Origin of the sequence: Bacillus sp. N5-665, from assembly GCF_022637375.2 — a bacterium.
Lineage (GTDB): Bacteria > Bacillota > Bacilli > Bacillales > Bacillaceae_G > Bacillus_A > Bacillus_A wiedmannii.
This window is the reverse complement of record NZ_CP093325.1, coordinates 2,304,761-2,317,653: the sequence shown is the minus strand read 5'-3', so window position 1 is coordinate 2,317,653 and position 12,893 is coordinate 2,304,761. Positions and strand designations below refer to the sequence as shown.

The 12,893-nt window shown below is 34.6% G+C and carries 10 protein-coding genes and 1 riboswitch; of the genes, 3 read left to right on the top strand and 7 right to left on the bottom strand.

Annotated elements, in window-relative coordinates; translation table 11 throughout:
• Positions 1-513: 513 nt before the first annotated feature.
• The 3 genes from MNO09_RS14510 to MNO09_RS14500 form a co-directional block, all read right to left on the bottom strand.
• Complete coding sequence (locus MNO09_RS14510; protein ID WP_088107335.1) at positions 514-2,370, bottom strand: alpha/beta fold hydrolase; 1,857 nt, start codon at positions 2,368-2,370, stop codon at positions 514-516.
• A gap of 57 nt (positions 2,371-2,427) precedes the next feature.
• Complete coding sequence (locus tag MNO09_RS14505) at positions 2,428-2,994, bottom strand: TetR/AcrR family transcriptional regulator (RefSeq protein ID WP_001072319.1); 567 nt, start codon at positions 2,992-2,994, stop codon at positions 2,428-2,430.
• A gap of 334 nt (positions 2,995-3,328) precedes the next feature.
• Complete coding sequence (locus tag MNO09_RS14500) at positions 3,329-4,093, bottom strand: SDR family oxidoreductase (RefSeq protein ID WP_117616473.1); 765 nt, start codon at positions 4,091-4,093, stop codon at positions 3,329-3,331.
• Positions 4,094-4,413: 320 nt separating this feature from the next.
• Here MNO09_RS14500 and MNO09_RS14495 point away from each other — a divergent pair, with 320 nt between their 5' ends.
• Positions 4,414-4,854 (top strand): Lrp/AsnC family transcriptional regulator, encoded by a 441-nt coding sequence (locus tag MNO09_RS14495; RefSeq protein WP_001181720.1) that lies wholly within the window; start codon positions 4,414-4,416, stop codon positions 4,852-4,854.
• A 135-nt stretch (positions 4,855-4,989) separates the two neighbouring features.
• Here the strand turns inward: MNO09_RS14495 and MNO09_RS14490 are convergent, their stop codons facing one another.
• Positions 4,990-6,195, bottom strand: a complete 1,206-nt coding sequence (locus tag MNO09_RS14490; protein ID WP_000501373.1) for a M20 family metallopeptidase — start codon at positions 6,193-6,195, stop codon at positions 4,990-4,992.
• A gap of 88 nt (positions 6,196-6,283) precedes the next feature.
• Positions 6,284-6,385: riboswitch (SAM riboswitch) on the bottom strand.
• A 75-nt stretch (positions 6,386-6,460) separates the two neighbouring features.
• A complete protein-coding gene (locus tag MNO09_RS14485) occupies positions 6,461-8,770 on the bottom strand; it encodes an AAA domain-containing protein (RefSeq protein WP_002096477.1) in 2,310 nt (769 codons plus the stop codon).
• Between the two features lie 111 nt (positions 8,771-8,881).
• On the opposite strand from MNO09_RS14485, the gene MNO09_RS14480 reads away from it, so the two are divergent.
• Both MNO09_RS14480 and MNO09_RS14475 read left to right on the top strand, forming a co-directional pair.
• Complete coding sequence (locus tag MNO09_RS14480) at positions 8,882-9,274, top strand: VOC family protein (protein WP_001145279.1); 393 nt, start codon at positions 8,882-8,884, stop codon at positions 9,272-9,274.
• Positions 9,275-9,343: 69 nt separating this feature from the next.
• A complete protein-coding gene (locus MNO09_RS14475) occupies positions 9,344-9,700 on the top strand; it encodes a hypothetical protein (protein WP_140399251.1) in 357 nt (118 codons plus the stop codon).
• A 594-nt stretch (positions 9,701-10,294) separates the two neighbouring features.
• Here MNO09_RS14475 and MNO09_RS14470 read toward each other — a convergent pair.
• Positions 10,295-12,217: a M56 family metallopeptidase gene (locus tag MNO09_RS14470; protein ID WP_000570335.1), complete on the bottom strand. Its 1,923-nt coding sequence runs from the start codon at positions 12,215-12,217 to the stop codon at positions 10,295-10,297.
• Positions 12,217-12,618 carry a BlaI/MecI/CopY family transcriptional regulator gene (locus MNO09_RS14465; protein WP_000661426.1) on the bottom strand — a complete coding sequence of 134 codons (402 nt, stop codon included), beginning with the start codon at positions 12,616-12,618 and terminating at the stop codon, positions 12,217-12,219. The genes MNO09_RS14470 and MNO09_RS14465 overlap by 1 nt, the downstream gene beginning before the upstream one ends.
• Between the last annotated feature and the right edge of the window lie 275 nt (positions 12,619-12,893).

The window sequence follows — 12,893 nt, the reverse complement described above, 5'->3', positions numbered from 1 at the left end:
GGGAAATGTTATTAATACTTATTTGGATGCCCGATTTACTAATACCGGATTTTCCACCTTCTACTTATATTACTACATTATACCAATTTACTCATACTTACGCCTAACAAAATTTATCTTTTATACCTTCAGATCTTTAAAATAAAAGTCTTCTGTCTAAAAACGATAAAATAATTAAAGAACCTTATATGTTGCAGAAACTATCTCAAATCACGAAACATGTAAAACAATACAGAAAAAACTATAAAAAATTCACAATTTTTTAATTAAATTTTACTAATTGTTATTAACGGGGTACAGTCCCATCGCTATCAACCTAATAAAACAAAATACCCCCTAAAATTAAAAAATGAGCTGACTTCTCAAAATAAATAACTATAGAGAAAGAAAATTTTCATTTAGGGGGTACTTCAAAACCTTAGCTTGATGGTGATGGGGCGGGCTCCCACACAGTAAGATTTTATTTCAAAGACACAACGATCTTACTACAAACTTTTTATTTATCTCACACTCTCATCCGATAGTATTACTATTTTTTATTACTAATGTTGCCGTTTCACTCGGATGGCTAAGAGGAAAATGATGGCCATATGGAACAAAATCAACCTTACCAAGATGCGATGGAGCAGAATAACCTCTGTCATAATCCCCCCAAATAATGTGAAGATTATACTTTGTTACTTCATTGAAATCACCTTGATCGTTTTTCAGTAGTAAACTGTTAAGCTGAACTGTAGTATTTAATATTCTAGGAGAAGTAAAACTGTTACTTATTTTTTCGATATAATGTTCAGGGATGCTCTCCATACTTTCAAACAAACCATTACTTAATAAATAACGCCCTATCAAATTAGTAGTTGCCAATTTTAATGTCCATTTGTTCATAAATTGGGGAACATTTAGCGATTTAGGATTTTTTTTAGCAATAGGCGGCTGAAGTAAAGTGATTGAATACTTCTTATCTATGTACTCTTGTACCAATGCTTCCAGAAGAATAAACGCACCGAATGAATGACCAATTAGATGTGCACCATTCGTAGCTTTCTCTAATAACTTTTTCACTACATTCAAATAGATATCTAGAAGATTTTTCTCTCGTTTAAAAGGAGAACGTCCCAAACCTGGAAGATCCAAGATCCATACAGGTTGACCAGTTTTTTCATGAAGCTCTTGTGCTAAAGGAAATAAATCCTCTCCATCACTCAATAAACCATGTAATAAAATAAACGGTTTACCCTCTCCTTGTAATTGGTAAAGGGTAATGTTATCACATAATGTTCGTTTAAATAAATGATTATGCTGGCCATTTTGATGCATCATTCGATAATCCAGATCAGCTACTACGGCAGGGAAAAATTTCATTACACTCGTCTTCTTAAACCAATCTCCTCCCATAATTTTTTTCGCTGAAACATTTGAAAATTTTCGTTTTGTAATAAAATTCAGTCCATCAGAAGGAATTTTTGTTATTTTACTTACCCCACTATTCATAATTGCTTTCATAAGTGGCATTGGGACAGAGATTTTTGGTGCCCTCATATTCATACTTTCCGACATAATACTTAATAATTCAGCAATGTTCTGATCGTGCTGTTTGTCTTCAACAAGTGTATATGTTTGAATAGTCGGTTGTTCCAATCTGAAAACCTGCACAATAAACTTCGCAAGCTCATCGTTTGAAATAAGTGGTAACCTATATCCCTTACCTCCAGGAATCACTGGCATGAGCCCTCTTCGCATACTCATCACAAGCAAACCTAATCCTGCTATCTGCTCTGTACTCCCAGTTTTACTACTACCGACTACAGTTGGCGGATTAATTACAGAAAGCGGATAACCTACTGCTGATGCCTGGTGACGGATATAAAGATCTGCTAAAAATTTTGTTCTCTCATATGGATTTTTCATTTTCAAATAATTGTTTCCTTCTTTAAACACATCAATTGTAATCTTGCTATTTTTATCATCAAAGGGACTCATATAACCTACAACATGAATAAATTGTTGCAAGCCCTTCAATTGATGAATGCTTTTAGCTAATTCACTAATATGTTTGGCGCCATTTAAAAATACGGAAGCTGCCTCTTTACTTGTCGCTTGAATATCCATGGGGCCTCCTGCGTGAATAATCACATCCGTTTTCAATACCCTCTCCTTATCTTCAGCACTTAGACCTAAATCTATTTTCGTCAAATCACCTTCAATAAAGTGCATAACTGCCTTTTTTAAGATGCCTCTTTCTTGAAAAATGCGTATTGCTTTACTTTTCGACCTCACTAAAAGAAGAATTTTAACATCCTCTTTGGCTAATTCTTTCACTAATTGCTTTCCAATAAAGCCTGTTCCACCAATTAAAAATACTGTTCTCATATAAGATCTCCTTTTAGTACTATTCAGTACTAATTTGATGTAAAAAAAATGCTTCTTTTATCGAAGCAATTTAAAAAAATGATCTGCTGTTTTCGTGATTACAGTTGCATCCTTCAATGTTTCTGAAATAAATAACGCTCCTTCAAGATTTGTAATAAAAAGGGATGCAACCTCATCAATATTAATCGTATTTCTGAATTCTCCATTCTCTACCCCTTGTTTAAGTAATAGAGAAACTTTCTTTTGTAATCCTGTAAAAAAAAGACCTATTTTTTCTTTTATTTGCGTGGCCTGTTTAGGACTTTGAATATAAAGAGTAATAAATGGACAGCTCCCCTTATACTCTCTCGACTGAACTCCTTGTGATAATTGCTTTAAAAACAGTTGGATACGATCTTCCACTAAAAATTGGTTCTGAGAAAGTACGTCATCAATTGCAGATTGATACATTTCAATCCAATAATCAACGACCCCTTCTAATAATACTTCCTTATTAGAAAAGTGATAATACACATTAGATTTTGAAACTTTGCTTACACGCACTAATTCATCCATACTTGTATAAGCAAACCCTTTTTCTAAAAATAATGTTGCAGCTACTTCAATCACACGTTTTTGATTCATTAATTTTAACTTTGTCATAACTAGAACTATATAGTACTAATTTAAATATTGCAAGTATTTATATTAATTTAGAAAAAAGTTTGATTAAAAAAGTTCCACTAACATTGATTTTACTGCAAAAAAATCTTATTTTGAATAAAGTTGAACTTAACCCCGAAATTGTTAATTCACTATCGTCTAATAGGGGTCCCATATATACCCATCAACTTAAGAAAAAGAAATGCCCCCAAAACGAAAAAATGAGCGGCTTCTCAAAATAGCTATCTGTAGAGAAAGAAAATTTTAATTTAGGGGGATATGAAAATATTAGCTTGATGGGTATGAAGTAGTGCCCCTATAAACAAAACCCACCAGAAACATCTAAAATTTGCCCCGTTACCCAGCGGCTATCAGAAGAAGCAAGGAATGCTACTACATCTGCAATATCTTCAACTTGCCCTATTCGTCCGAACACAGATGAATTCGTAGCAAAATTTCGTATTTCCGGATTATCTAGCAATTTCGCATTTATATCTGTCTTCGTATATCCAGGCATAATTGTATTCACTGTTATACCTCTTTCTCCAAGATGTTTAGCTAGAGGAAGTGTCATCGTATTTAGTGCCCCTTTACTTAAACCATATGCAATGGACCCTGCAAAACCAAGTCTTACTTCAGCTGATGAAATGTTAATAACTCGCCCCTCCGCTCGTAATAACGGTAATGTTTGCTGAATTAAGAAGAACGGTGCTTTAATATTTACAGACATAATTTCATCAAAAACTTCTTCTGTCGTATTTTCAATTGTTCCTTGTGTACCTATCCCTGCATTGTTTACTAAAATATCAATCTCTGATGTACCAACTCTTATTTGTAATTCATTCTTCAATTGTTCTACTATCTTTTTGATACCATCAATTGAATTGAAATCCGCTTCAATTAAGAATGCCTTTCCTCCATTAGATTCAATCTCACTAATTGTTTCATCTGCAGCTGCTTTATTTCGGCCATAGTGAATTGCAACTAATGCACCGTCGTTTGCCAATCTCATCGCAATCGCACGACCAATACCGCGACTCGCCCCTGTTACTAACGCTACTTTCCCATCAAGATTCTTCATTTTTTCCACCCTTTCTAAATTTCCGTTTAATAAAGTGAAACTTTAATCAGTGGGGGTTTTCTTCATCCCCCACTGATTATCAGCCCTCACCAATCGGGCTTTTACGGGCAGTTAATCTCTCACCTAACCACTTTGCTCCAGCTGAATTTTGAGGCGGGAGTTTTACTGCCCGTTAATGCGGGATAAATCCTATACTTATATTTTTAAGCAAATACTAATAATTTTAAATATAGATTTATAGGTAATTTAGTTCCTTCACTTATGATATTATAGTAATAATTTACGATTCACTTTAGAAAATAAAGAAAGGAGGCTACACAATGCAAAACACAGTAAAACTAGATGAAATCGATCATAAAATTATGAACTTGTTATATGAAAATGCGAGAATTTCTGTTTCAGAAATAGGACGTATTATATCCATGACGCAGCCTGCTGTAAAAGAACGCATTAACAAACTTGAAGATCAAGGCGTTATAGCTGCATACCGAACGAAATTTGAGCCTTCTAAAATTAATAAGAACATTCAAGCATTCATCATGTTTAAAACGAGTCAATGCTCTGATTTCATCCAATTTTGTAATGCCGCTCCCGAAGTAACTGATTTATATCGAATTAGCGGGGAGTTTAATTATATGATGAAGGTCATGAGCGATTCGATGGATTCTCTCGCTACATTTTTAGACTCCTTAATGCAATTTGGATTATCGTCTCCTTTAATTGTTTTAAAGAGTGAGTTTGAGGAGAAATTGTCGTTCTGATAAGAGGGTACTAAGATAAAGATACCGAGTGTATGTGGAAAAATTTTTATATAATATAAAAAGAACCAGCCATAGGCTGGTTCTTTTTTCATTCAATTTCCTACTAGAAAATCCAGAGATACGTCTCCTTCTCACCTATCCCTGATTTCTCTGCGCCTCTCTAAACTCCTCCTTCACCTTCTCTAACAACCCTTCTACTGTAATTAATCGATACGCTGTATTTGCTAGTGCTTTTGCGGATGTAATTAATGCTTTATCTCCTAATTCTGAACGTGCTGCTTCTCTAAATTCATTCGTATGCGCAATTAAATCGTCTGGACCGATTTTAATGTACGGATGAATGGTCGGTACGACTTGGCTTACGTTTCCTGCGTCTGTTGAGCCGATGCCAAATCTTTCTTTCCGATTTACGTCTTCACCTTGTAATTCTAATTCTTCGGCTACGACGTCATTAAATGTTTTTGTTACGAGTAGTTCATCGATTTCATTTTGGAATTGATGAATTTTCACTTTCGTACCTGTTGCTAATGCTGCTCCTTGTGCGATATTTTTTACTTTTTCTGTTACTTCTGCACATCTTTTTCGCGTTGCTGCGCGGATGAAGAACCTTGCTGCGGCGTAGTCAGGAATAATGTTAGGTGCTTTTCCGCCTTCTGTAATAACGCCATGAATTTTCACATCTGACGGAAGTTGCTGGCGAAGTGCATTAATGCTGTTATACAGCTGAATAATCGCATCTAATGCGTTAATTCCTTCTTCCGGTGAAGCTGCGGCATGAGCTGTTTTTCCGTAAAAATGAAAATCAAGTGGATCGACTGCTAGTGAAGGGCTCGTTGGCGCTGTTTTTCCGCTCGGATGAATCATAAGTGCCGCATCAATATCTTTAAATAACCCCGCTTTTACATAACTCGCTTTCGCACTACCATTTGGTCCTCCTTCTTCAGCTGGAGTACCAAACACGACAACTTCCCCGCCAATTTCTTCAAGCGTTTCTGATAATGCAATCGCAGCCGCAACACTAATTGTGCCAATTAAATTGTGACCACATGCATGACCGAGTCCTGGTAAAGCGTCATACTCAGCTAAAAATGCGATAACTGGCCCTTGTTTTCCTGAACTTTTTCGCGCGATAAAACCTGTTTCATGTCCAGCTATATTGTGTTGTAACTGAAATCCTGCGCTTCCTAATAATAAACTCAACGTTCTTGATGCATAAAACTCTTGGTTACCAATCTCCGGATTCGCATGAATATCGTGACTTGTTTCTATGTACTTTTCCTTATTTCTTTCAATACTCTCTTCAATTGTTTTTCTTTGTGACGTTACTCCAGTCGCTCCCATTTTTCTTCCCCCTTATATTTTCACGTAAAAAAGCCTCTTTCTAAAAGATAGAAAGAGGCTTCTGTATATACAGTCAAAATGAGCTTCTTTCTTATCTTTCAAGTTACCTTGCTGGAATTGGCACAGTATTCATAAAGAATCCGCTGCCGAGGTGTCATAGGGCCAGTCCCTCAACCTCTCGTGATAAGAATTTTCATAAGATTATATTAAATTACATTCATTCTAAGTTCATTCCGATTAAAAGTCAAGGAATTCCTATCCGAATTTACCGAATATCTAAAAATCCTTTTAACACACCAATTGTTTCCGGTGCTTGTAATCTTGCACATACGTACGGAAATTCCATACTACCTTCAAACATCATTTGAGATGTGAGCGGTGCTCCTGCCCAAAAGATTTCATCATCGATTACGATAAACGGGAATGCTTTATTTTGTCTTTGTAACTTTACATTTTTTAACGGAACTGGTCCATCACTATACACTGTTATTTGCGCATTTGTGCGCATTAACGCTTGCCATACTCGTTTATCCACTTGCTTTGTACTTGGAAGCGAAATAATAATTTTTCGTTTTGCGGCTAAAATATCTTTCAATAACCCTTTCGGCTCTTCAAGATTCATTTCCATAAACCAGCGTAAACGTTTCGAAATTTTTCGTTCCCACAATTGTCTTGATGTCGTGCGATCATACACATCTCCGTGCCGTTCTATATGAGCTGTTAATTGTGATAACGCTTGTTTTCTCGAAAGGTTTTTACGCATATAATGGCAATCTGATAATTGAATGAACTTCCCTCTCGCTCTCGTTACGGCTACATTGACGAGGCGATGGTTTTTGTGATCAAAGAATAACACGCCAGGACGTTCTTGCGGATAACTATCCACTGTATCAAATATCATCATATCTCTTTCAGAACCTTGGAATTTATGAACTGTTGCCGCTAAAACTGGTATGTTTTGATATTTCGTTCTCTGCAACATTTCTCTAATACACGTTGATAAAAAGCGGGATTGTGCCCTGTAAGGTGTAACAACACCGATCGATTGAACACCATCTAACAGTCCGATTAACATCATTTGCATCGCTACTAAACCAGACATAATGTTAAATCGAGAACCAGAAGCAGCGTCTTTTAACGAAAAGGCTCCCATTAAACTCGTATCAAATAAAACACTTGCCTCATTTGCGAACGGTTGTAGCTGCGCAAGTTCTTTACGGTCTGAAACAGACGGATGATCATATACTCTATTTTTATAAATAAACGAATTTGTAAACTTCGATATATCCGCATGCATACGTCTTTGTTCCTGCAGCATAAATAGGTTCGGATGTGCTTCTGATTTATTGACAGAATCAACAATCCCAGCATGGTAAAACATATCTTCCCCAAGCCATTTTCGAACGAGTTCATGGTTCGCCATCGCAATTGGAGGTAACTGTAAAAAGTCTCCACAAACGACAATACGTTTTCCAAGTGAAGCAGCTAATGCAATTTGCGGAACATATGCCATACTCACTTCATCTACGACAACTAAATCAAATGTACGCTCATAAATAAGTGAATCAATGGCACATTTCGATAAAGTTGCGCCGATTACTTTCGCATTTTCAATGTATTCTTTTTCTACTTCTTTAATTTTCGCTTTTTGCTTTCGAAGATCACTTTCAATCTCTTGTATACGCTTCTTATCAGCAGAAGTCGCTTTATATGATAAAATCTTTTCACGAAGATCTTGTCGTGTTTCTTCTAAATAGAGTCTTTCTTCCCCCCATGATCCGTTCGTCGTTTCAACTAGCTTCGACGTAAGTAATGTTTCATGATTTCGTATATGTTCATGTTGACTATAACCGTAACGAACAATTTCGCCAGGTGTCCATTTCTTTTTCTTCTCAATTTGCTTCGTTACTTCGCTCATTAATACGTCTACTGCCGCATTACTATGAGCTAATACAAGTACCGATTTTCCTTTTTGATAATGAGCCGAAATAATACGTGATAAATTGTAAGACTTCCCTGTTCCAGGTGGTCCCCACACGTACGTTGTCGGATTGTAAAACGAACGATACGCCAATTCATTTTTCGGATTTTTCATCTTCTCAATATGTTTCGGACTGCTCGTCCCATCAACAAGACGCTTTATACGATTACGTTTTAACTTATCTTTATGTGCCTCTTTTAATCGCTCTTGTAGTTGCTCTAACAATTGCCACGGTTCACTGTATAAAACAGCTTCTCGTATTTCACCTTGTATATAATCATTTAATTTCAGTTCTATTTCTAATCCATGTACAGATAATACTTCTCCTGTCGCTTCCTCACCATCAAACTCAATTCGAATTGGTGAACCTTCAGGTAAGCTTACTTCCGAAATAAGCTGAAATACGTATACTGTACTTTCATAATCTGTATATAAAAAACGACCGTTCATAATAGAAATTTTACTACCACCTATCGTTTTCCAATGTTTAATTTCATACGCTAATGCATAATGCCACTCTTTCATCGTTGCCGATAATGAAGGAGTTTGAGTAGGTGTATTCATCGTATAATCTCCTTCCTTCTCCCCAAACATACTTTCTCACTATACCATATAACAAGCTAAAATTTGTAAGGTTTTTATCTTGCTTATTTTCTTAATTTTCAATAACATATTGTATATAATTTTCAGAAAGAAGGGATTTACATGCCAGTTAGAAGAATTGAACACGTCGGTCTTATGGTCGCAAACTTAGAAACATCTATTTCATTTTATGAAGAAGTAGTTGGCTTACAACTCATTAAACGTATGGGTCACCCGAATCCAGACTTAAAACTCGCTTTTTTAGGTGTGGAAGAATCGAAGGAAACGATACTCGAACTTATTGAAGGTTATAACTCTTCTCTTCCGGCAGAAGGAAAAGTACATCATATTTGTTTTAAAGTAGATTCATTAGAAGATGAAATTGAAAGAATACAGAAACACGGCGTAACCTTTCTATTAGGAGAAGAAATTGAAACATTACCAGATGGAACACGTTACATATTCTTCGCTGGTCCTGATGGAGAATGGATTGAGTTTTTTGAAACGGAGAGATAAAGTGAGACTTTAGTCAGCCTACAATTAGCGGGATAATAACTTTATTATCAACATAAGGAGTAGAAACTGATGAATACAGTTTTTATTATCGTTTTTTGGATACTTATACTCTTTCCAATCCTTTACGTAATCAAGATAAAGCATTGGAATTTAAAAGTAGCTGCCTTATTTGTTGGAAGAATTCTATTAAGTATTATCTTTTTCATAAATGGAATTGTGTTAGGACTGCAACGAAATTGGGCAGAGCCTCCCTATGAAACAGAATGGGATTTCTTTATAAATTCTTTATTACACGGTAAAGCTGATGCACTTATACACTTATTACTTCTAATTATTATTGTCACATTCGACTTAATAATCTTATTTTATTATAGAAATAAAAAAATTAGGGTATTTCCCTATTTCTTTCATCTTGGCTCATATTAATGCGTGGGAAACAACATAATTGATTATATGCCAAAACAAAGACAAAAACGGACCTGTTATCAGGTCTTTTCTTGCTTTTTCTGTTACACTCCTTTAAAAACAACATAAGTCAAACAAAATTCGCCATACATGTTATAAAATTATATTTTCTTTCATATTTTGCAACATGTATAGACAGGTATAATAGAACTTTATCAATTTTATTGGATAAACATGGGCAGATAAATAAGCCACACTATTAAATTCGAATACGAATAATTATATTAAGTTTCAAAAAAGGAGATGAATTATTTTGAGGTCATATTTCCCAAAATGATTTTCAACCTCAAAGCAGAAAAGAGACTGCCGTAGAATTTCCCCTGCTTTTCCAGCTTAATTCCCTCCTGTTCTCCATATAATATATCTACCTTGATTCAATTTATGTTTTAAATTGTTATTTTTCATATAATCTTTCTCCACCTCGATCAAGCTAACAAAAGTACATTTCATCTTACTTTCTCATTATATAGACTATACCAATTTCTCTTCTCACTTAATGGTTTCGTTTATGTTAAAAAAATAGAGCCTCAGGGACGAAATCCTGAGACTCTATTTTTATTTTAAAAAGGACAGCATGATTTTCTCTGTTTCTTCTTTACTTAAATCACCTGCAAGAATTAAGACTTGATAAGCGCTATTCTTTCCTTTTGCAGGAACAATCATTTGCATTACTTTATAGGTTTCCTCTGTATCAAGACTTTCAACTAAGGTTATTTTTGTACCTTCTAATTCATAATTTGTTACCTTTTCATTATACTCCGCTCTTTTATTCGAGAATTCTTTTCCCTCATCAGTAACTGCAGATTGGTGCACAATATATACATTATCTTTACTTTGATTTTGATATTCATAAATAAAATCGGGATTCATTTTTCCAGTAGTCTTCGGTGTTGTAACACCTTCTCCAGTTAATTTAAACCCTTTTACCACATAACTTGGGGCATTAATTGGAAAATCAACATATTTCTGTGCTTCCTTTTTAGTTAATCTAAATTCCGAAGTAATTTTCTGTCTAAATGGTCCAATTTCTTCACTGTTTTTCTGATATTTTTTTTGTTCTTCTGAATCTAACTTTTCAGGACTTCCTACTAACTTTACTTTTTTACCCAAAGTATATGCTTCTGTTTCTAAATCAATAAATCGTTCAAATTCTTCTTTTGTAAACAGATTTCGTGCCAAACCAACTTCTTTAAGTAAAGTATTATACTCTCCCTCTGAAACAAAAAATTCTGCATCTGCCCGTTCTTTTGTACCAATCATTTTTTCTACAATTTTCTGTATAGGAATATCGGTTTGTGTTTTTAATTCTTTCATATTATTTTTCACTTCTATTTGTTGTTTCTCAGGGTTAGTCGGCTTATCAGCACGGGCATTTAGTAAGGATACAGATGATACTGCAATCACTGCCACAGCCCCTATCGCAGACCAACGATATGATTTTTTTTGGAATTTTTTAATCATTAGAATTCTCCTTTTTAACGCTCTCTTGTTTTTACTAAAATTTGCTATACTTGGTACTTGATAATAACTTGAGTAGTGTTCCAATAGACTAATAATAGTATGTCCATACGCAATTCGCTCCTCTGCATCTATACATGTAAGAGCTAATGCATCGCATGCTAGTTCTTGATCTTCCCGCATACATGAGTAGGCATACCATAGAATGGGATTAAACCAATTTAAAATTAGTAAGCCATGCATAAGCCAGTTCACACCAACATCTCTTCGCTTGATGTGAGCTAATTCATGATGAAAAATATATCGTAACTGTTGCTCATCTAATATTTTCATATGTACAGTTGACAATAGCAACTTGGGACGAATAAATCCAAACACTGTTGGACTGGAAACCTTTCCAGATACAAATAGAGGGATATTCCGTTGAATAGACATAGATTGCTTACACTTTTCAAAAAGCTGGACAATCTTCTCGTCTGTAATAACAGGTTGTTTTTTTATGTAAAGTAATAAACGCCTGTTCATTATAAAAGTAGCAACACTTAAAAAGATAACACCAGTAAGCCAAATGTATATACAAATTGTATAGAACGGAATTGGCTCACCATCTTGCTTTTCATTCATGCCTGTTTGTGTCTTATTTGTCTGAACAGTTTTTGTTGAACTTGAGGTATAAGTATCTTCTTTTGTGAGAACCTTTGTATCGTCTATACCTTTTAATTCTTGCGTACTCTCTTTTGTAAGAAACTTAGCTACAGGATTTCCCCTAGAAATGAATGCATCATCATTCTTGTAAGTAAGAACAGAATAGATACTATAGGAACTATCTGGCGACCAAGGTAATACAAGTCTTATAATTAATATGATCCATAGCATATATTGCCAACGTGGCGTTAACTTATTTCTAAACAAGACCTTGATACACAAGATTAGGCCCACTAATATACTAGCCATAATGGAAGTCTCAATCATCCAATCAAAAAAAGCAGGTAGATAGATATTTATAAATTTTTCTATCACTATAATCTATCCTTCCTCTGATTTTCCTCAGTTTTCTCATCCAGAATACGTTTAAGTTCGTTAATATCTTCTGAAGACAGCTTTTCTTCTTTTAAGAAATTTACAAGTAAAGGTTTAAATGCTGCACCATAGAAACGTTTAAGCAAAGATTTTGTTTCTACTTGTAAATAACTATCTTGCGAAACCAAAGGATAATAAGCGTACATACGCCCTTTATCTTGATGGTAAGCAACTGCTTCTTTGTGAACTAATCGATTAATTAGTGTTCGAATCGTTTTGGGTTTCCAATCCATTTTCTTCTCTAACTCTTCAATCACTTCATTTGCGGTTTGTGGAGATTTTGACCACAGTACTTTCATTACTTCTAACTCAGCTTCTGAAATTTTAGGTAATTCTTTCATTAGTTTAAATTACACCTCCATTGGATTACATTTGTAATCCGTAACTGAATATTACACTTGTAATCTTGCATTGTCAATCTTATTTTATATTTTGAAATCCTTTCCTATGCCCATCAACATAAGGACGAAAAAAATTAACATAAGTATAGAACTTCATGTCCTCCTAATGAGACAAAAAAGTAGATGCTTCATAAATATTTTTTGTTACTAATATAAAATTGAATTTTAATTTCACACTTAATTATTATATTCCATTTTTAAAAATTATCCATTTT

Bases quoted from the DNA above. Each gene is read 5' to 3' on its own strand.
- MNO09_RS14510 (WP_088107335.1), bottom strand. From the start codon at position 2,370: ATGAGAACAGTATTTTTAATTGGTGGAACAGGCTTTATTGGAAAGCAA.
- MNO09_RS14505 (WP_001072319.1), bottom strand. From the start codon at position 2,994: ATGAATCAAAAACGTGTGATTGAAGTAGCTGCAACATTATTTTTAGAA.
- MNO09_RS14500 (WP_117616473.1), bottom strand. From the start codon at position 4,093: ATGAAGAATCTTGATGGGAAAGTAGCGTTAGTAACAGGGGCGAGTCGC.
- MNO09_RS14495 (WP_001181720.1), top strand. From the start codon at position 4,414: ATGCAAAACACAGTAAAACTAGATGAAATCGATCATAAAATTATGAAC.
- MNO09_RS14490 (WP_000501373.1), bottom strand. From the start codon at position 6,195: ATGGGAGCGACTGGAGTAACGTCACAAAGAAAAACAATTGAAGAGAGT.
- MNO09_RS14485 (WP_002096477.1), bottom strand. From the start codon at position 8,770: ATGTTTGGGGAGAAGGAAGGAGATTATACGATGAATACACCTACTCAA.
- MNO09_RS14480 (WP_001145279.1), top strand. From the start codon at position 8,882: ATGCCAGTTAGAAGAATTGAACACGTCGGTCTTATGGTCGCAAACTTA.
- MNO09_RS14475 (WP_140399251.1), top strand. From the start codon at position 9,344: ATGAATACAGTTTTTATTATCGTTTTTTGGATACTTATACTCTTTCCA.
- MNO09_RS14465 (WP_000661426.1), bottom strand. From the start codon at position 12,618: ATGAAAGAATTACCTAAAATTTCAGAAGCTGAGTTAGAAGTAATGAAA.